This window comes from Sphingobium sp. DN12, from assembly GCF_051058005.1.
Lineage (GTDB): Bacteria > Pseudomonadota > Alphaproteobacteria > Sphingomonadales > Sphingomonadaceae > Sphingobium > Sphingobium yanoikuyae.
Genome location: NZ_CP173717.1, coordinates 4,792,933 through 4,812,258 on the forward strand (window position 1 = coordinate 4,792,933; position 19,326 = coordinate 4,812,258).

At 65.9% G+C, this 19,326-nt stretch carries 18 protein-coding genes; 12 read left to right on the forward strand and 6 right to left on the reverse strand.

All coding sequences use genetic code 11. The features are described 5' to 3' along the window. Window positions 1–61: 61 nt before the first annotated feature. From sdhC to ACI6S0_RS22875, 4 genes are all read left to right on the forward strand, one after another. Window positions 62–457, forward strand: a complete 396-nt coding sequence (gene sdhC / locus ACI6S0_RS22860; protein WP_037490915.1) for a succinate dehydrogenase, cytochrome b556 subunit — start codon at window positions 62–64, stop codon at window positions 455–457. Then, window positions 457–846, forward strand: coding sequence for a succinate dehydrogenase, hydrophobic membrane anchor protein (sdhD, locus tag ACI6S0_RS22865; protein ID WP_004210192.1), 390 nt, complete (start codon window positions 457–459; stop codon window positions 844–846). Before sdhC ends, sdhD begins: the two co-directional genes overlap by 1 nt. Further along, complete coding sequence (gene sdhA / locus ACI6S0_RS22870; protein WP_010339302.1) at window positions 846–2,660, forward strand: succinate dehydrogenase flavoprotein subunit; 1,815 nt, start codon at window positions 846–848, stop codon at window positions 2,658–2,660. Before sdhD ends, sdhA begins: the two co-directional genes overlap by 1 nt. Window positions 2,661–2,784: 124 nt before the next feature. Next, window positions 2,785–3,411: a hypothetical protein gene (locus tag ACI6S0_RS22875; protein WP_434404451.1), complete on the forward strand. Its 627-nt coding sequence runs from the start codon at window positions 2,785–2,787 to the stop codon at window positions 3,409–3,411. A 116-nt stretch (window positions 3,412–3,527) separates the two neighbouring features. Here ACI6S0_RS22875 and ACI6S0_RS22880 read toward each other — a convergent pair whose 3' ends face one another. Continuing rightward, window positions 3,528–3,992, reverse strand: a complete 465-nt coding sequence (locus tag ACI6S0_RS22880; RefSeq protein ID WP_434404452.1) for a vgr related protein — start codon at window positions 3,990–3,992, stop codon at window positions 3,528–3,530. Then, window positions 3,989–4,474 (reverse strand): copper chaperone PCu(A)C, encoded by a 486-nt coding sequence (locus ACI6S0_RS22885; protein ID WP_434404453.1) that lies wholly within the window; start codon window positions 4,472–4,474, stop codon window positions 3,989–3,991. Before ACI6S0_RS22885 ends, ACI6S0_RS22880 begins: the two co-directional genes overlap by 4 nt. Window positions 4,475–4,651: 177 nt before the next feature. Here ACI6S0_RS22885 and dnaK point away from each other — a divergent pair, with 177 nt between their 5' ends. Then, on the forward strand, window positions 4,652–6,550 hold the full coding sequence (gene dnaK / locus ACI6S0_RS22890; protein ID WP_004210200.1) for a molecular chaperone DnaK: 1,899 nt from the start codon (window positions 4,652–4,654) through the stop codon (window positions 6,548–6,550). Window positions 6,551–6,653: 103 nt separating this feature from the next. Further along, window positions 6,654–7,790 carry a molecular chaperone DnaJ gene (dnaJ, locus tag ACI6S0_RS22895; RefSeq protein WP_026108782.1) on the forward strand — a complete coding sequence of 379 codons (1,137 nt, stop codon included), beginning with the start codon at window positions 6,654–6,656 and terminating at the stop codon, window positions 7,788–7,790. Window positions 7,791–7,808: 18 nt separating this feature from the next. Here dnaJ and ACI6S0_RS22900 read toward each other — a convergent pair whose 3' ends face one another. Next, window positions 7,809–9,107, reverse strand: coding sequence for an amino acid permease (locus ACI6S0_RS22900; RefSeq protein WP_434405996.1), 1,299 nt, complete (start codon window positions 9,105–9,107; stop codon window positions 7,809–7,811). Between the two features lie 122 nt (window positions 9,108–9,229). Here ACI6S0_RS22900 and ACI6S0_RS22905 point away from each other — a divergent pair, with 122 nt between their 5' ends. After that, the gene (locus tag ACI6S0_RS22905) at window positions 9,230–10,114 is read left to right on the forward strand and encodes a DUF3617 domain-containing protein (RefSeq protein WP_434404454.1); all 885 of its coding nucleotides are present in this window, start codon (window positions 9,230–9,232) and stop codon (window positions 10,112–10,114) included. A gap of 6 nt (window positions 10,115–10,120) precedes the next feature. Here the strand turns inward: ACI6S0_RS22905 and ACI6S0_RS22910 are convergent, their stop codons facing one another. Both ACI6S0_RS22910 and ACI6S0_RS22915 read right to left on the reverse strand, forming a co-directional pair. After that, window positions 10,121–11,923 (reverse strand): acyl-CoA dehydrogenase C-terminal domain-containing protein, encoded by a 1,803-nt coding sequence (locus ACI6S0_RS22910; protein ID WP_037506263.1) that lies wholly within the window; start codon window positions 11,921–11,923, stop codon window positions 10,121–10,123. Between the two features lie 57 nt (window positions 11,924–11,980). Next, window positions 11,981–12,388 (reverse strand): MerR family transcriptional regulator, encoded by a 408-nt coding sequence (locus ACI6S0_RS22915; protein ID WP_004210206.1) that lies wholly within the window; start codon window positions 12,386–12,388, stop codon window positions 11,981–11,983. A gap of 118 nt (window positions 12,389–12,506) precedes the next feature. Between ACI6S0_RS22915 and ACI6S0_RS22920 the strand changes: the two genes are divergently transcribed. From ACI6S0_RS22920 to ACI6S0_RS22940, 5 genes are all read left to right on the forward strand, one after another. Beyond that, window positions 12,507–14,129, forward strand: coding sequence for an FAD-dependent protein (locus ACI6S0_RS22920; RefSeq protein WP_434404455.1), 1,623 nt, complete (start codon window positions 12,507–12,509; stop codon window positions 14,127–14,129). A gap of 118 nt (window positions 14,130–14,247) precedes the next feature. After that, window positions 14,248–15,279, forward strand: coding sequence for a phosphoribosylglycinamide synthetase (locus tag ACI6S0_RS22925; RefSeq protein ID WP_434404456.1), 1,032 nt, complete (start codon window positions 14,248–14,250; stop codon window positions 15,277–15,279). Then, a complete protein-coding gene (locus ACI6S0_RS22930; protein ID WP_434404457.1) occupies window positions 15,279–16,085 on the forward strand; it encodes an NTP transferase domain-containing protein in 807 nt (268 codons plus the stop codon). The genes ACI6S0_RS22925 and ACI6S0_RS22930 overlap by 1 nt, the downstream gene beginning before the upstream one ends. A gap of 3 nt (window positions 16,086–16,088) precedes the next feature. Next, on the forward strand, window positions 16,089–17,180 hold the full coding sequence (locus tag ACI6S0_RS22935; RefSeq protein WP_434404458.1) for a sugar-transfer associated ATP-grasp domain-containing protein: 1,092 nt from the start codon (window positions 16,089–16,091) through the stop codon (window positions 17,178–17,180). Continuing rightward, window positions 17,177–18,274 (forward strand): glycosyltransferase, encoded by a 1,098-nt coding sequence (locus ACI6S0_RS22940; protein ID WP_434405997.1) that lies wholly within the window; start codon window positions 17,177–17,179, stop codon window positions 18,272–18,274. The genes ACI6S0_RS22935 and ACI6S0_RS22940 overlap by 4 nt, the downstream gene beginning before the upstream one ends. On the opposite strand, the gene ACI6S0_RS22945 is transcribed toward ACI6S0_RS22940, so the two are convergent. Next, window positions 18,271–19,320, reverse strand: coding sequence for an AraC family transcriptional regulator ligand-binding domain-containing protein (locus ACI6S0_RS22945; protein ID WP_434404459.1), 1,050 nt, complete (start codon window positions 19,318–19,320; stop codon window positions 18,271–18,273). The two genes, ACI6S0_RS22940 and ACI6S0_RS22945, sit on opposite strands and share 4 nt — an antisense overlap. Between the last annotated feature and the right edge of the window lie 6 nt (window positions 19,321–19,326).

Here is a 19,326-nt window from a genome sequence, read left to right on the forward strand (position 1 = left end):
TTCGGCGTCTTCGCTCCTAAGGGGAGCGGACTCAAAGGACATAGCAGGGACCTGGGTAGACATGGCGCGAACCACAAGCCGGCCGCTCTCGCCGCATTTGACGATCTGGAAATGGGGGCCGGCAATGGCCGTCTCCATCATTCACCGCGTGACGGGCAATGGCCTGGCCACCGCCGGTGCTCTTGGCCTCATCTGGTGGCTGATGGCCGCTGCGACCGGCCCGGAAGCCTATGCCACCTTCGTCACCTGCGCGACCTCGCCGATCGGCTATCTGGTCATGGCGGGCCTGTCCTGGTTCTTCTTCCAGCATCTCTTCTCGGGTCTGCGTCACTTCGTGCTCGACATGGGTGCGGGTTATGACCTGAAGACCAGCAAGACCTGGTCGATCCTGACCTTCGTGCTGTCGACGATCGCTACCGCCGCCTTCTGGGCCGCGATCTGCCTGGGGAAATTCTGATGGGTACCGGAACCGGAATCGGCCGCGTCCGCGGTCTTGGCTCGGCCAAGCATGGCGCGCACCACTGGCTGGCACAGCGCTACACCGCCATCGGCAATCTGCTGCTGGTGCTGTGGCTGCTCTTCAGCCTGATCGCGCTGCCCGGCCTCGATTATGAGAGCGTGGTCAACTGGATCCACAATCCGCTGGTCGCCGTGCCGCTGATGCTGATGGTCGTCAGCATCTTCATGCATCTGCGCCTGGGCATGCAGGTCATGCTGGAGGACTATGTCCACGACAAGGGCCTGGCCTTCTTCTCGATGCTGCTGCTGAACTTCTATGCCTATGCCGGCGCTGCCGCGGGCGTCTTCGCGATCGCCAAGATCGCCTTCATCGGGGTCGTCAAGTAATGAGCGAAGCCTACAAGATCATCGACCATACCTACGACACCGTCGTCGTGGGTGCCGGCGGCTCGGGCCTGCGCGCCACCATGGGCAGCGCCGAAGCGGGTCTCAAGACCGCCTGCATCACCAAGCTGTTCCCGACCCGCAGCCACACCGTGGCGGCGCAGGGCGGCATTGCCGCCTCGCTCGGCAACAACAGCCCCGACCACTGGACCTGGCACATGTACGACACCGTCAAGGGGTCGGACTGGCTGGGTGACCAGGACGCGATCGAATATATGGTGCGCGAAGCGCCGGCGGCCGTGATCGAGCTGGAACATGCCGGCGTGCCGTTCAGCCGCAACCAGGACGGCACCATCTATCAGCGTCCCTTTGGCGGCCACATGCAGAATATGGGCGCCGGCCCGCCGGTGCAGCGCACCTGCGCCGCCGCCGACCGTACCGGCCACGCCATGCTGCACGCTCTCTACCAGCAGAGCCTGAAGTATGACGCCGACTTCTACATCGAATATTTCGCCATCGACCTGATCATGGAAGATGGCCCGAACGGCAAGGAATGCCGCGGCGTCATCGCCATCTGCATGGAAGATGGCAGTATCCACCGCTTCCGCAGCCATGCCGTCGTGCTGGCGACCGGTGGCTATGGCCGCGCCTATTTCTCGGCCACTTCGGCCCATAGCTGCACCGGCGACGGTGGCGGCATGGTGCTGCGCGCCGGCCTGCCGCTGCAGGATCTGGAGTTCGTCCAGTTCCACCCGACCGGCATCTATGGCGCGGGCGTGCTGATCACCGAAGGCGCGCGCGGCGAAGGCGGCTACCTCACCAATTCCGAAGGCGAGCGTTTCATGGAACGCTATGCCCCGTCGGCGAAGGATCTGGCGTCGCGTGACGTCGTGTCGCGCTCGATGGCGATGGAAATGCGCGAGGGCCGCGGCGTCGGCGAGCACAAGGATCATATCTTCCTGCACCTCGACCATATCGACCCCAAGGTTCTGGCCGAGCGCCTGCCGGGCATCACCGAAAGCGGCAAGATCTTTGCCGGTGTCGACCTGACCCGCCAGCCGCTGCCGGTGACCCCGACGGTCCATTATAATATGGGCGGCATCCCCTGTAACTATCATGGCCAGGTGGTGACGAAGGTTGGCGACGATCCGGAAGTCGTGGTGCCGGGCCTGTTCGCGGTCGGTGAAGCGGCATGCGTGTCGGTCCATGGCGCGAACCGCCTTGGCTCCAACTCGCTGATCGACCTTGTCGTGTTCGGCCGCGCGACCGGCCTGTTCCTCAAGGACAATCTCAAGCCCAACACCCCGCACAAGCCGCTGCCGGCCAATGCGGCCGATCTGGCGCTGTCGCGCCTCGATCACTATCGCAACGCCAACGGCACCACCTCGACGGCGGACATCCGCATGGACATGCAGCGCACCATGCAGAAGCATGCCGCCGTGTTCCGCGACAGCGAATTGCTGGCCGACGGCGTCGTCAAGATGCAGGCGGTCAACAAGCGCCTTCAGGACGTCAAGATCGCCGACCGTTCGCTGATCTGGAACACCGACCTGATCGAGACGCTCGAACTGGACAATCTCATGAGCCAGGCCATCTGCACGATGGAAGGCGCCGAGGCCCGCAAGGAATCGCGCGGCGCCCATGCGCATGAGGATTTTCCGAACCGTGACGACGAAAACTGGATGAAGCACACCATCAGCTGGTTCGAAGGCTGGGGTGGTTCGGGCGGCAAGGTGACGCTCGATTATCGTCCGGTCCACGACTACACGATGACCGACGAGGCCGAGTATATCAAGCCGAAGGCGCGCGTATACTAAGCCTCTGGCATCATGCCGGAAATCCGAAGAGGGCGGGCCATCTGGTCCGCCCTTTTTCTTTGCCCATTGCGCGCGCGCGATCAGGCTCTAGCTTGGGTGCCGATCGATCAAGGAGGTGCCGGCGATGCGGAAACCTGTTGGACGTCAGGGGATGATCCTGCTGCCCTTGTTGCTGACGGCGGCGGCTCCCCCTGAAGATGTGGACGCGGTGCTGGCGCTGACGCGGACAACGAAAGCGACATATGCGGTCTGCACCTGGAATGTGGTGACGCCCAGCGAGGAAGTGCAGCTCAAGGAGTGGGCGGCCGAATATCATCAGGGCGACCGTCACCGGGTCGAAACCCCGCGCGACCGGATCGTCGCCAATTGCGCGACCGGGGAGGCGCAGCATCTGGATGTACGTACCGGAGAGGTGTCAACTTCGCCGTCACTCGCGGCCGCCGCCTGTGGCGTCAACGCCAACCGCAAGCTGGTCGCCAAGGAGTTTCTGGGGCGGGAGACCGGCGGTCGCTATGGCCCCGTATCCCGCATCGCGGTCGCCGATGACGGCAATCGTCGCACCTATGATGTGCTCGACGACGGCGCGATCATCGCGGCGACGATCCATGACGCCAATGACGACGCGACCGAGCGGCTGACCAGTGCGGTCCTCACCTACAGCCACAGCCTGCCCGAAGCGGATATCTTCTCCACCGCCTCGCTCAGCCGCAGCGTCGTCCCCGACGGTTGCCGCAGCGGCCATGGTGGGTGAAAAGGACTATGCGCCGGATCGGCTGCGCTGTCCTTGCAGCCTTTGTTCTGTCGATCCTGCTGCTGGTTGCGGTGGGTTGGCATGCTGTGCTTACAAGCAGCGATCTGTAAGATAGTTCATGCCGTCGAGAACGGTAGCAGCGCCTCATAAACCGCGATCCCCGGCTTGCCGTCCACCCGGCCACCCTGGCGCAGGATGAAGGCATGGCGGACGATCTCGGCCTGCTGCTCGATGCCATATCGGGCGAAGGGCTTGCCCGGCTCGATCGCATAATCATAACGGCAGAAGGGGTGGCGCATCAGCGGCAGCCAATATTTGCCCGATCGCTGCGCCTGCCACACATGGGTCATTTCATGGATGAACAGGCCCTGCAGGCTGAGCGGGCTGGCGCAGAAATCGTCGCAGAACAATCCGCCTTCGGGATGAAACCACAGGTCGCCATCGGGCGCCATGGTCACGGCGCGAGGCTGGAAGGGCCACCATTTCCGGTTGTGGACCCGCACCCGGTCATAGGCGATCGCGTCGCCGAACATCGTCCGGGAGAGCGCGGCCTCCTCAAGTGTCAGCGGGCGGCTGGTCAATGCGCCTTATGCTCGTCCGTCGCATTGCCCGCGGCAGGCGCCGCCGGTGCGCTGCCATCGGGCTTGCGGATCACCGCATCGACCAGCAACCGGTCGCCGTTCGACATCAGGAAGGTCAGCTGCATCTTGCCCCGGCTGATCGCGGTATCGTTGACGCCCCAGATCATCAGATGCTTGCCGCCCGGTGCGAAGGCCACCGTGCCCTTGGTCGGCACGTCGACGCTTTCGATCGGCTGCATCGACATCATGCCGTCCTTGCCGACGCTCTCATGCATCTCGACCTTGAGCGCATAGTCGGTCATCACCCCGCGCAACTGCACCCCGGCATCGCCGCCATGCGCCACGAAATAGCCGGCCGAGGGCGTATCCTTGTTGGGCGACAGCCGGACCCAGGCCTGGTCGACATAGCTCGGCGCGGGGTCGCCGCAGCCGGCAAGGGCCAGCGGCGCGGCGAGGGCAATAAGGGCAAGGGGCGCACGCATGGATCAGGGCTCCGTGACTGTCTCGTTTCCGGTCAATGCCTGACTAATCGCGCCTGATCCTTGTGCCAAGCGAAAGCGCGCCTATATCCCTTGCGCAAACCGGCCTTGCCTTGGCGCTTACGTGAGGTATGGGGCCGTCAACCGCTGAATTTATTTTGGGGTTCAAAGAGGACACAAATGGCAAAAGTTATCGGTATCGACCTTGGCACCACCAACAGCTGTATCGCTGTGATGGACGGCGGTAAGCCCAAGGTGATCGAGAATGCGGAAGGTGCGCGCACCACGCCGTCGATCGTCGCCTTCGCCAAGGATGGCGAACGTCTGATCGGCCAGCCGGCCAAGCGCCAGGCTGTCACCAATCCGGACAACACGATTTTCGCGGTGAAGCGCCTGATCGGCCGCCGCTTCGACGATCCCATGACCAAGAAGGACATGGAACTCGTCCCCTACGACATCGCGAAGGGCCCGAACGGCGACGCCTGGGTCAAGGCCGGTGGCGAGGAATATAGCCCGTCGCAGATCAGCGCCTTCATCCTGCAGAAGATGAAGGAAACCGCCGAGAGCTATCTGGGCGAAACCGTGACGCAGGCGGTCATCACCGTTCCCGCCTACTTCAACGACGCCCAGCGTCAGGCGACCAAGGACGCCGGCCAGATTGCGGGCCTTGAAGTGCTGCGCATCATCAACGAGCCGACCGCGGCCGCGCTCGCTTATGGCCTCGACAAGCAGGACGGCAAGACCATCGCCGTCTATGACCTTGGCGGCGGCACCTTCGACATCTCGATCCTGGAGATCGGCGATGGCGTGTTCGAAGTGAAGTCGACCAACGGCGACACCTTCCTGGGCGGCGAGGATTTCGACGCCAAGCTGGTGGAATATCTGGCTGCCGACTTCAAGAAGGCGGAAAGCATCGACCTCACCAAGGACAAGCTGGCCCTCCAGCGTCTGAAGGAAGCCGCTGAAAAGGCGAAGATCGAACTGTCCTCGGCCCAGTCGACCGAAGTCAACCTGCCCTTCATCACCGCGGACCAGAATGGTCCCAAGCATCTGGTGAAGACGATCACCCGCGCCGATCTGGAGCGTCTGGTCGCCGACCTCATTAAGCGCACGATGGAGCCCTGCAAGAAGGCTCTGGCCGACGCCGGCGTGACCGCCAGCGAAATCAGCGAAGTCGTCCTGGTCGGCGGCATGACCCGCATGCCCAAGGTGCGCGAAGCCGTGAAGGAATTCTTCGGCAAGGAACCGCACACCGGCGTGAACCCGGACGAAGTCGTCGCCATGGGTGCCGCCATTCAGGCCGGCGTGCTGCAGGGCGACGTCAAGGACGTGCTGCTGCTCGACGTGACCCCGCTGTCGCTGGGCATCGAGACGCTGGGTGGCGTGTTCACCCGCATGATCGACCGCAACACCACCATCCCTGCCAAGAAGTCGCAGGTCTATTCGACCGCCGACGACAATCAGCAGGCGGTGACCATCCGCGTGTTCCAGGGCGAGCGTGAAATGGCGGCGGACAACAAGCTGCTCGGCCAGTTCGACCTGGTCGGCATCCCGCCAGCGCCGCGCGGCGTGCCGCAGATCGAAGTCACCTTCGACATCGACGCCAACGGCCTGGTCAACGTGTCCGCCAAGGACAAGGGCACCGGCAAGGAACAGCAGATCCGCATCCAGGCCTCGGGCGGCCTCAGCGACTCCGACATCGACCAGATGGTCAAGGATGCCGAGCGCTTCGCCGAAGAGGACAAGAAGCGTCGTGAAGCGGCCGAAGCCAAGAACAACGCCGAAAGCCTGGTCCACACGACCGAGGCGCAGCTGGCCGAACATGGCGACAAGGTGGACGCGTCGCTGAAGGGCGAGATCGAAGCCGCGATTGCCGAAACCAAGTCGGCGATCGAAGGCGGCGACGCCGAAGCCATGAAGGCCAAGGCGCAGGAACTCGCGACCGTCGCGATGAAGCTGGGCCAGGCGATCTACGAGAAGGAGCAGGCTGCTGCAGCCTCGCCGGAGGCCGAAGCGCCGAAGGCCGATGACGGCGTCGTCGACGCCGAATTCTCCGAAGTGGACGACAACAAGGCGTAAGCCCCATGAAACGCTCCTCGACTTCGCTTCGGGCGGACAGGCTGGTTTCTGACCAGTGCATCCGTTCGGAGCGAGGCCGGGGACCGTGCGCGCCGAGGGCGAGATGACGACCGAAATCGACTATTACGAACTGCTCGAAGTAGAACGCACAGCCGACGGGGCCGCGATCAAGAGCGCCTATCGCAAGCTGGCGATGAAATATCACCCGGACAAGACCGGGGGCTGCACCGACAGCGAGGCCAAGTTCAAGGCCGTTTCCGAAGCCTATGACTGCCTGAAGGATCCGCAGAAGCGGGCGGCCTATGACCGGTTCGGTCATGCCGCGTTCAAGCAGCAGCAACAGGGCGGCGGCGGCGGCTTCCACGGCGGTGCCGGTGGTTTCTCCGACCTTGGCGATATTTTCGAGACGATCTTTGGCCAGGCCGGCTTTGGCGGCGGTGGTGGCGGACGCCAGCAGCAGCGTCGCGGCGCGGACCTGCGCTATGATCTCGAAATCACGCTGGACGAAGCCTATCACGGCAAGAAGACCGAGATCCAGATCGAGGTCTCGGCCGCCTGCGACAGCTGCGACGGTTCGGGCGCCCAGCCGGGCACCGGGGTCAAGACCTGCGGCACCTGCCATGGCCATGGCCAGGTGCGGGCACAGCAGGGCTTCTTCGTGGTCGAACGGACCTGCCCCAGCTGTCATGGCGCGGGCCAGGTGATCGAAAGCCCCTGCAAATCCTGTCGCGGCGAAGGCCGGGTCGATCGGCCCAAGACGCTGTCGGTCAATATCCCGGCGGGCGTCGACGAAGGCACCCGCATTCGCCTGTCGGGTGAGGGCGAGGCCGGTGCGCGCGGCGCGCCAGCGGGCGACCTCTACATCTTCCTGCATGTGAAGCGGCACAGCATCTTCGAACGGGATGGCACCACGCTATTCTGTCGCGTGCCGGTCAGCATCACGACGGCGGCGCTGGGCGGGATGATCGAAGTGCCGGGCCTCGATGGCCAGCGGCACGAGATCAAGATCCCGAGCGGCATCCAGTCGGGCAAGCAGATCAAGCAGCGCGGCGCCGGCATGCCGGTGCTGAACGGGCGCGGTCAGGGCGATCTGGTCGTCCAGGTCGATGTCGAGACGCCGACCAAGCTGACGGCCAAGCAGCGCGAACTGCTCGAAGCCTTCCGCGAGACCGAAACCGGCGAGGAATGCCCGCAATCGAGCGGCTTCTTCGGCAAGCTCAAGGAATTGTGGGGGGACTGAACCTCCCCACTTGGCTGGTCAGGGCGTGGCGCTGGTGCGCCGCGCCCACCAGTAGAAGGGAAGGCCACCCGCCATCAGCAGGAAGCTGGCGCCGCTGGGAATGAGGCCGGCGCCCCATAAAGTCCAGCAGGCATAGGCGAGGCCGACCGCTGCGGCGGGGACTGCAATCCGCAGCCGCAGCGCGGCCAGCGCACAGCCCACATAGAGCCACAGGGTCGCCGATGTCGCGAGCAGCGCCATGGCGGTGAACAAGGCCACCAGCCCTTGCAGGCTGTTGGCGACCAGCAGCAGGCTGGCAAGGATGCTGGACAGTATCAGTCCGCGCACCGGCGTACCGCGCGCATCCGTGCCCGCCAGCCAGACCGGCAGCTCGCCTGCGCGCGCCATCGCCAGTGGCACCTCGCCCTGCAACAGGGTCCAGCCATTGAGCGCGCCAAGGCAGCTGATGACGACAAAGGTCGCGATCAGGCTGGCGGGACCGGCCGACCAATAATGGGTGACATAGGCGCCGAAGGGCGACCCGGTCTGGCTTTCCGCGCCGGGCAGGGTGAGGGCGATGCCGGAACAGGCGAACAGATAGAGCAGGCCGGTGACGGCCGTGCCGATCATCGTCGCGCGCGGCACGGTGCGGGCGGGATACTTGACCTTGTCGGCCGCGACCGAGGCGGATTCGAAGCCGAGCAGTGCCCACAGCGTCAGTGCCGCCGCTGCCGTGATGCCGCTGCCGGTAAAGCCCTGGGTCGGGAAGGGTACGATTTCCGCCGTGCCGCGCCCGATCGTCAACGCCAGCAGCACCAGCACGACCAGGATCGGCAAGACCTTGATGATCGTCGTTACCAGTTGCGCCGTGCCGGCGGCATGGGCGCCGCGCAGGTTGATCGCGGTGGTCAGCCAGATGAAGCCGATCGAACAGAGCGCGCCCATGCCCGGCCGGTTCAACGCCGGCAACAGGCTGGACAGGTTGGCGGTGGCCGCGACCGCGATCGTGACATTGGTGATGATGATCGACAGCCAGTAGATCCAGCCGATCGCAAAGCCGGCCAGCGGGCCATAGGCGCGCGCGCTCATCTGCGCGGCATTGGCGTCGGGCATGGCGACGGTCAGCCGGGCGATCACGAAGGCCAGGATCAAGGAGCCGGCGATGGTGAAGACCCAGGCGGCGACCGCATCCCAGCCGAAGGGCGCGAGTGCGGCCGGCAGCAGGAACACGCCCGATCCGATCATATTGCCCATGACCAGCGCGATGCAGGCGGCCAGCCCCAGCGTCCGCACCGGGCGGTGGGGGATCACATCCTGTGCCGGCGGCGGGCTGTCCATCATCCCTGTCTATCGGTGAAAAGGGGCCAGGGCCAGAGCCGATCGTTGCGCCTTCGTTCGGACTTGCATGGCGGCGCGCTTCGGGTGATCCTTGGCCAAGGAAAGAGCAGGAGAGGCGGGGCATGCGACCGATCGCAATAGGCGCGTTGATGCTTCTGTCCTCGTTGCTCGTCGCGGCCGATGCGGACGAACCGATCGTCGTCACCGCCGCCAAGCTGCGCAAGGTCGGTATCGACTATGATGTGCGCGGCCGCGATCTTGTCCGCTGCACGATCACGCGCAGCAGCGGCGAGGATCGGGTCGATCAGGCGATGTGCGAGTTCGTGCGCCAGTGTGTCGCCGATGGCCATGGCCGACGGCGCGAGGCGCAGGCCTGTGTCAGCGACCGGATCGCGGCGCTGGTCGATGCGGATATGGAGGCGGAGGATGTGGTCCTTGTTCGTCCCGCTGCGCTGGAGCAGGCGCGACAACCGGTCGCTTCGGTCGCGCTGCCCGGTCCGCAGATCAACCTGCCGCCGGCCGAGCGGGATGCGGACATCCTCGTCACCGGATCGCGCTACCGGATCAGGCCGGGTCTGTGGGAGATCGAGAAGGGGCGGATGTTCAGCCAGATGGTGGGGTGGAAGGTCATCGGTGCCCGACGGCCAGGTGGTGTGCCACCGGCACCGCCGGGCTATCGCTATCAGCTATGCCTCAGCCGCAGCGATGCGGAGACGCTGCAGCAATTTGTCGATGATCATTTCGAGCGTGAGGGGCTCAAGGGCTGCATGATGGCGCGCATGGAGGTGGAGGAGGGGCGGCTGAGTGTCACCCGCTCCTGTCCGTCGCGCTATGGCAGCACCGACATGCGCCTGAGTGCGATATTGTCCGCCGAGACAATCGAGGGAATGATGCTCGCGACGACCGAAATGGAGCGCTTTCGCGACGAAACGCGCTATCTGCTCAACGGCCGGCGCATCGGCGAATGCCCGCCCTCCCGGCCCGAAGGCACGGCAGGGCGGGATTAAGGCTGATTAGGCCGCCAGGAACATGTCCGGGTCGAGCGCCATCAGCGTGTCGGCGCCGCCCTCGATCTTGCGACGGAGCGAACCGGCGTCGGGCATGATGCGCTCGGCAAAGAAGCGCGCGGTGACCAGCTTGGCTTCCAGGAAGCCGGCATCGCCCTCGCCCGCGTCGAGCAGGCCGGTGGCGGCCTTCGCCATGCGCAGCCACATCAGGCCGGTGGCGACGATGCCCAGGATATGCATGTAATGATGCGCGCCGGCCCCGGCATTGTCGGGGTTCTTCATCGCGTTCTGCATCAGCCACATGGTCGCCGCTTCGAGCTGGCCCTTGGCCTTTTCGAGCGCATCGGCGAAGCTCGCCAGCTTCTCATTGGTCTTGGCCTCGGCGATTTCGGTGGCCAGGATCTTGAGGAAGGCCTGGAGCGCGCGACCGCCATTCATCGGCAGCTTGCGGCCGACCAGGTCCATCGCCTGCACACCATTGGTGCCTTCGTAGATCTGGGCAATGCGGGCGTCGCGGACATACTGCTCGACGCCATTTTCCCAGATATAGCCATGGCCGCCGAACACCTGCTGGCTCGACACCGCAACGTCGAAGCCCTTGTCGGTGCCATAGCCCTTGATCACCGGGGTCAGCAGCTGCAGCAGATCGTCGGCCGCCTGGCGCTCTTCCTCGGTCGCGGCGCTGTGCGACAAGTCATGCTGCAATGCGCCCCACAGGATCAGCGCGCGCAGGCCTTCGGTCAGCGCCTTGCCTTCCATCAGCATGCGGCGGACATCGGGATGGACGAACAGCGTGTCGGCCTTTTCTTCCGGCTCCTTGGGGCCGGTGAGCGCGCGGCCCTGGCGACGGTCCTTGGCATAATGGACGGCGTTCTGGAACGCGATTTCGCCCTGGCCCAGGCCCTGCAGGCCGACGCCCAGCCGGGCGGCGTTCATCATGATGAACATGGCGGCCAGGCCCTTATTCTCCTCGCCGACCAGCCAGCCCTTGGCGCCGTCATAGTTCATGACACAGGTGGCGTTGCCGTGGATGCCCATCTTGTGCTCGAGCGAGCCGCAGGACACGGCATTGCGGTCGCCCAGCGAGCCGTCTTCGTTGACGATGAACTTGGGCACGACGAACAGCGAGATGCCCTTGCTGCTGTCGGGCGCACCCGGCGTCTTGGCGAGGACGAGGTGGATGATATTCTCCGCCAGGTCATGTTCGCCGGCCGAGATGAAGATCTTGGTGCCGCTGATCGCGAAGCTGCCATCCCCGTTCGGCACGGCCTTGGTCTTGATGAGGCCGAGGTCAGTGCCTGAATGCGGCTCGGTCAGGTTCATCGTGCCGGTCCAGACGCCCGACACCATGTTGGGCAGATAGGTGGCCTTCTGCTCGTCGCTGCCCTTGGCGATCAGCGCGGCGATCGCGCCGGCGGTCAGGCCATGATACATTTCGAACGCCTGGTTGGCCGACAGCACATATTCGGTGACGGCGGTGGCGACGACATTGGGCAGGCCCTGGCCGCCAAATTCGGTCGGCGCGTGCAGCGTGGTCCAGCCGCCCTCGACAAACTGGTCATAGGCCGCCTTGAAACCGGTCGGCGTGGTGACGCTGCCGTCGGCATGACGGGTACAGCCTTCCTTGTCGCCCACGGCGTTGATCGGGAACAGCACTTCCGACGCGATCTTGCCGCCTTCGGTCAGGATCGCCTCGACCAGATCGGGGGTCGCATTCTCGAAACCGGGCAGATTGGCGTAGCGATCCAGCCCGACGACATGGTCGAGCACGAAGCGGGTGTCGCGGACAGGGGCGTTGTAGCTGGGCATGAATCTTCTCCAGGCGTTTTTGTTCTGCTGCGGGGGAGCCGACGATGCGGCTCCGGCTTATTTCTCGATCGTTCCGATGAAGCTCGCCAGTTCGGCGATGGCGGCATCGATATCGTCCTTCTGGCGGGTCAGGAGGTCGATGCGCGCGCGGCACTTGTCGATCGTCACACGGCGCTGTTCCTCATGACCCTCGTCGGCGTCATAGAGGTCGATCATCTCGCGAATATCGTTCAGGCTGAAGCCCACGCGCTTGCCGCGCAGGATCCAGGCAAGGCGGGCGCGGTCGCGGCGCGAATAGACGCGGGCCAGGCCCTGGCGCTCCGGTGCGATCAGTCCTTCATCCTCATAGAAGCGCAGGGCACGGGCGGTGACGCCGAACTCCTCGCTGAGGTCGGTGATGCTGTAGCTCTGCTGGTCACGGTCATCGGGAAGCTCGATGCCGGCAATGCTGGTGCGCGTGTTCATGAGCAAAGACTATGACGGGTTTACGTTTACGTCAAGGTCAGAAGATGCGCAGGACGATCGGCCGTGCCACGGCCTGCGGGAATAGCATTTCGGGCGATTTGCGACTATGGGCGGCGCCATGATCCGTCTTTCCGGTTTGAAACTGCCCCTCGACCATCCGGCCGAGGCGATGCCCGTCGCCATCTGCGAACGCCTGGGGCTGGAGCCGCAGCAATTGCTTGGCCACAGCGTCGTGCGGCGCGGCAATGATGCGCGCCGCCGCAGCGCGATCCAGCTGGTCTACACGCTCGACATCGACGTGGCCGACGAGGTCGCGGTGCTGGAGCGCTTTGCCAAGGACCATGATGTCCGGCCGACGCCCGACACCAGCTACAAGTTCGTCGCCCATGTGCCCGACGGCTGGCAGGGCAAGCGCCCGGTGGTGATCGGGGCGGGGCCGTGCGGCCTGTTCGCCGGCCTGATCCTGGCGCAGATGGGGTTCAAGCCGATCATCCTGGATCGCGGCAAGGTGGTGCGCGAGCGGACCAAGGACACCTGGGGCCTGTGGCGCCGGGCCGAACTCAACCCCGATTCCAACGTCCAGTTCGGCGAGGGCGGCGCCGGCACCTTCTCCGACGGCAAGCTCTATTGCCGGGTGAAGGATCCCCGCTTCCTGGGCCGCAAGGTGCTGGAGGAGTTTGTCGCCGCCGGCGCGCCTGACGATATCTTGTGGGAGGCGCACCCCCATATCGGCACCTTCCGCCTGGTCTCGATGGTCGAAGCGATGCGCAAGCAGATCGAGTCGCTGGGCGGCGAATATCGCTGGCAGCACCGCGTCGACGATCTGGTGCTGGAACGACAGGGCGACGGCACGCAGAAGCTGCGCGGGCTGGTCCTGCATGACGGCAGCGTGATCGAGGCGGATCATGTTGTGATGGCAGTGGGCCACAGCGCTCGCCCGACCTTCGAGATGCTACACGGCAAGGGCGTGCATATCGAGCCCAAGCCCTTCTCGATCGGCGTGCGGATCGAGCATCCGCAAAGCTGGGTCGACAAGGCGCGCTATGGCAATTGTGCCGGTCATCCCGATCTTGGGGCGGCGGCCTATAGCCTCGCCCATCATTGCGCCAATGGGCGGACCGTCTACAGCTTCTGCATGTGTCCGGGTGGCCGGGTGGTTGCCGCGACCTCCGAAGAAGGGCGCGTCGTCACCAACGGCATGAGCCAGTATAGCCGCGCCGAATTCAACGCCAATTCGGGGCTGGTCGTCGGCATCGATCCGGCGCGCGACTTCCCCGAGGGGCCATTGGCCGGGATCGAACTGCAGCGCCATTGGGAAAGCCTGGCCTATGTCGCGGGCGGTTCTTCCTACTGGGCGCCGGGGCAAACGGTCGGCGATTTCCTCGCGCGTCGGCCTTCGACCCAGCTGGGATCGGTCGTGCCCTCCTACAAGCCGGGGGTCACGCCGACCGACCTGTCGCTTTGCCTGCCCGATTATGTGATCGAGGCGTTTCATGAGGCGCTGCCCGCCTTTGGTCGCCAGATCGCCCGCTATGACGATCCCGACGCGGTGATGACCGGCGTGGAAACCCGCACCTCCTCGCCGATCCGCATCACGCGCGGCAAGGATTTTCAGAGCCTCAACGTTGCCGGCCTCTACCCGGCGGGCGAGGGCGCGGGCTATGCCGGGGGTATCCTCTCGGCGGCGATCGACGGCATCAAGGTGGCCGAGGCGGTGGCGGTTCAGATGGTCCAGTCCTGATCTGCGACGGGTTTGACATCGCCCGGTCATGAAGCCGTCACGGCCCTGACCCGTCTTCGTCCCTTCGGCGTCATCGCACCGTCAATCCAGCGTAACGGGCGCGCGTTATTGCGGCGCCATGCTGAACCCGATCGACCGTTGCATGCGCATCTCCCCGGCCGACAAGGCCCGGCTGCGCCTCCTGTTCCTGGCCAAGCATGCCTGCAAGGGCGGCGGGGCCGACAGCGTGGATGGCAATCATGCCGTCTATCATCATGAGATGCGATCGACGCTGGAGGCGATCGGCCTCCATGTCGCGGCCGCCGACAGCTATGATGCGCTGTTCGACAAGCCGGATGTCGACTTCGTCGTCACCCTGCTCAATCGCGGCGGCTTCCAGAATAGCGAGATGCTGGCGCCGCTCCTGCTGTCCTGGCGCGGCGTGCCGTTCCTGGGCGCAAGCCCGATCGTGCGCGGCGTGTCGGACGACAAATATCTTTCCAAGCTGATCGCCCGCGCCCATGGCGTGCCGACCATGCCGGCGCGAATCCTGCGCCGGGGCGCCATGCCGGCCGGTCCGGAATTCCAGGCGGAACGGCTGGTGGTGAAGCCCAACGCCTCCTCGGCCTCCTGGGGCCTCGCGATGGTCGACAGCTGGGCGGAGGCCCATGCCCATGCCGATCATCTCCATGGCCTGGGCCATGATGTGCTGGTCGAGGCCTGGGCGCCTTTGCTCGACGTGGCCGTGCCGGTCGTCGGCGGCAGCGGTGGCCAGCCCTGGATTCTCCCGCCGATGATGTATGTGCCGGCCGATCCGCATCGCGAGCGCAGCTATGAGGAAAAGCGCGGCCTGATCGATACCGGCGACGATCCGCTGATCCTGGTCGAGGACCATGACCTGCGGGCGCGGCTGGAGGACATGACCCGCCGCCTGCTGCCCGAACTCTGGCCGTTCGACTATGGCCGGTTCGAGTATCGCTATGACCCGGCGTCGGGCGAGTTGCTGTTCATGGAAGTGAACCTCTCCTGCAATCTCTGGTCGAAGAAGACGATCTCGCGCTCGGCCGCGTCGATCGGCGTCGATCATCAGAGCCTGGTCGAAACCATCGTCGCGCACAGCCTGGCCCGGCATGGCCTGCTGACCGAAATGCCGGTGCTGGAGGCTGCCTGATGCCGGGGACAGCGACGGCACTGGTATTGGCCGGCAAGCGCGATGGAGCGACCGATCCGCTCGCGCTGGCAGCAGATGTCACGCATAAATGCCTTGTCCCGGTCGCTGGCCAGCCGATGCTGGTCCATGTGATCGAGGCGCTGGCGGCCAGCCCGCGCATCGGCGAAATCCGGGTCGCGATCGAGGATGTGGCGGTGCTCGACGCGCTGCCGCAACTGCGCGGACTGCGGAACACCGGGCGGCTGGTGGCTATTCCTGCCCGGCCCAATCTGGTCGATTCCGTGCTGGCGGCGGCCGATGGCGCCCGCTTCCCGTTGCTTATCACCACCGCCGACAATGTGCTGCTGACGCCCGATGCCCTAGCCGAGATGCTGGACGGGTGCGCCGCGCAGGGCGCGAACGCCGCCGTCGCCTTCACCCGCCGAGCGTCGGTGCTGGCGGCTCATCCGCAGGGGCAGCGGAAATTCTATCGCTTCGCCGACGACGAATTTTCCAACTGTAACACCTATTGGCTGAAGGATGCAAAGGCGCTGGCGGCGGCCGAAACCTTCCGCTCGGGCGGGCAGTTCGTGAAGCATCCGATGCGCATCATCGGCGCCTTCGGCCTGATCAATCTGATCCGTTTCCGCTTCGGCATCGGCACGCTGGGCCAGGCCTTTGCGCGTTTCTCCCGCCGCTTCCGCATGGTGATCGCGCCGGTGATCCTGAGCGACGGCGCGGTCGCGATCGACGTCGACAATGCGCGCAGCCATGGCGTGGCAAGCGAATTGCTGGAGCGGCGGCTGGCGCGGGTCGAGGCGGCCTGACCCTTGTTCACGTTGCGCGCGTTGCCCCCGGCCGACGGCAATATCCTGCTGGCGGCCTATCATGACGGGTTGCGTCGCCACTGGCCGCTGGGCCGGCGAACGGTTGCGCGGCTGATCGCGGCGAGCGGGCGCAGTGGCTGGGCCGCATCGGAACGGCGCCTGCTGTGCGATGCGGTGCGGGCGCAGGGGCTCAGCATGCGCGATCGCAAGGGATTGCATCGGCTGCTCAATCCCGGCGCCTTCCCGGCCGAGGCCAATCCGCTCAAGAACAAGCAGCTTTTCGCCCGGCAAGCCGTGGCGGCGGGATTGCCGTTGCCCGACAGTTTCGAACTGGAGGCGAGCGACATCGCCAGTTGGCTAAATGGCCAGAGCGTCATCATCGCCAAGCCCAGCTATCGTTCCAAGGGGCAGGGGGTTGTGCGCTTCGAGAAAAAGGGCGGACGCTGGGAAGGGGCCGAAGGACCGATCGCCGACGATGCGCTGCGCGCGCGCCTGCTGGCGCTGTGGGCGGCCGGCGGGGTGATCCAGCGCTGCCTGGCCACCCATGAAGCGTTGGCAGACATCTCGCCGGGCGCGCTGCCGACCTTGCGGGTCGTCACCTGCCTGGACGAGGTCGGCACGCCCGAGGCCTGCGCGCTGGCGCTTCGACTGTCCGCCGGGGGCGGGCGCCCTGTGGATAATTTCAACGCCGGCAATCTGGTGCTGTCGATCGACGCCGACGGGCGCTGCGGTCCGGTATGGCAGGCGGGACCGGACGGCGCGCCGATCTGCTGCGACCGGCATCCGCTGACCGGCGCACTTGTCAGCGGCTGGCCGGTGCCTGATCTGGATGCCGCCGTGGCGCTGGCGTTGCGGGCGCATCTCGCCTTTCGATCGGGCTTTACCGTGATCGGTTGGGATGTTGGCCTGACGCCGGACGGCCCGGTGCTGGTGGAGGGCAACTGGAACCCCGGCACCGACATCATGCAACTGGTGAGCGGCCGGGGACTGGCCGACAGCCGGCTGGGCGCGCTCTATTGCCATCATCTGCGCCATCTGCCGCCGCAGCGCTGGCAGGCGGCCGGCGCGATCGAGCGCGACCCACGCCGGGCGTGATCATCCTCTATGTCCATGCGCTGGCCGCGACCGGCGTGGTGCGCAATGTCCGTATCCTGGCCGCCGAACTGGCGGCGCGCGGTCTGGCGGTCGAACTGGTGACGGCGCTGCCGGGCGGCGAGGGCGTGACCGGCGTGCCGCATCATGCGCTGCTGGCCGGGCCAAACCCGTCGCGCCCGCGCGAAAAGGTGCAGGCGATCGCGGCGCTGCGGCGGCATCTGCGATCGCGGGGGCGGGCGACGCTGATTTCGGCGGGCAATCATGGCCATGGCACCGCCTGGGCAGCGAGCCAGGGGCTGCGCGACGTGCGGCGCATCTATCGCATCAGCAACGACGTCATGCGCAATGCGGCGGGGGCGCCATCAGGTGGGCTCGGGCGCCTCAGCCGCACCGCGATGGCGCGGCTGCTGGCGCGCGACGCCGATCATCTGGTGCTGGTGTCGCCGACCTTGGCGGATACGCCTGCTTTTGCCGGCGCGGCGCGGGCGGGCAAGGTGGCGGTGATCCCCAATGGCATCGACGCCGATGCCGCCCGCTTCCTGGCGGACGGGCCGGTGCCGCATCGCTGGATGGGGCGCACGCCGCCGGTGATCCTGGCGATCGGCCGGCTGGCACCGCAGAAGAATTTCGCCACCCTGCTTGCCGCCTTCGCGATCCTGCGGGGGCAAAGGCCGGCGCGCCTCATCATCCTAGGCGAAAGTCGCGACCGCGCCTGCGACAGCCTGCGCGCGCAGGCGGCGGCGTTGGGCGTGGCCGCGCATATCGACCTGCCCGGCACGGTCGACAATGTCTTTCCCTGGCTGGCCCATGCCGATGCCTTCATCCTGCCCAGCTGGTGGGAAGGATCGCCCAATGTGTTGCTGGAGGCGATGGCCGTGGATGTGCCGATCGTTGCGTCGCGCAGCGCGGGCAATGCAGCCGACCTGCTCGATGATGGACGGTGCGGCCTGCTGGTGGACCCGGCCGATACGGCGGCGATGGCCGATGCGCTGGCACGGCAACTGGATCTTGCCACCGCGATCCGTCCCGGCGACCGGATCGATCATTTCGGTCTCGACGCGCTGTCCGATGCCTGGGTGCGCCTGCTGCGCTAGCCTTGTCGGAATTGCCGTGGCGTCTGGCCGGTCCAGCGTTTGAAGGCGCGGCCGAAGCTGGTCTGTTCGGCATAGCCCAGCCGCTCCGCCACCTCGTCGATCGGCATCGGCGTCTGGCGCAGATAGATGCGGGCGAGCTGTTCGCGCTGTTCCTCGACCAGATCGCTGAAATGCAGGCCATGGGCGGCCAGCCGGCTTTGCAGCGTCCGCACCGACAGGCCCATCCGGTCGGCGCAGCGCTCGATCGCACATGTCCCCGCCGGCAGCGCGCCGCGCACATAGGATCGCGCCCGTTCCGCCATGTCGGCATGGTTGAACAGGCGCAGCCGGCCCAGATAGCCGCCGACCAGCCGATAGGTCAGCCGATTGGCCGTTGCGATCGGCAGGTCGAGCAAGGCGGCGGAAAAGCCGATCGCGCTGCCCGGCGCGCGCGGGCGGACGGCCGTGCCCAGCAACGCCTCTATCTCGATCAGATCGCGTGGGCTGGGGTCGGCGGAAAATTGCACCCAGGCGGCACGGAAGCGCTGTCCGCTGACGGTCCGCAACAGCAGCAGGATCAGCATCATCGCCTGATAATTGGCCTGGTCGTTGAAGCCGAGATCGGCGCCGACCACCCAGCGCAGTTCGGCCATGCCGCCATCGTCCACCAGTTCCAGCTGCGCCTCGGGCGAATGGGCGACCGGCAGGTAGCGGATCAGGCTGGCGATCGCGGCGCGCAGATCGGGCGCGGCGCGGCAGACGGCGGTGACGCTGCCGAAAATGTCGGCATCCTGGGTGGCGGCAAGGTGCAGGCCGAACAGCGGATCGTCGAACAGCAGGCTGCAATATTCGAACATCGCCGCCACCTGCTGGCAGGCGATATGGCTGTCGGGATCGGCCAGCACCATCGGGTCGAGGCCATGCTGGGCCAGAATGCGGCGCGGCCCCCCACCGCGCGCGCGGACATAGTCGGAAAAGCCGCGCAGATTGGCCGCGCGCATCTGGCCGGCGGCCGGCGCCGCCTCCAGCGGGCCTTCCAGCCCGAAGAAAAAATCCTGCTCCTCCATCGCGCG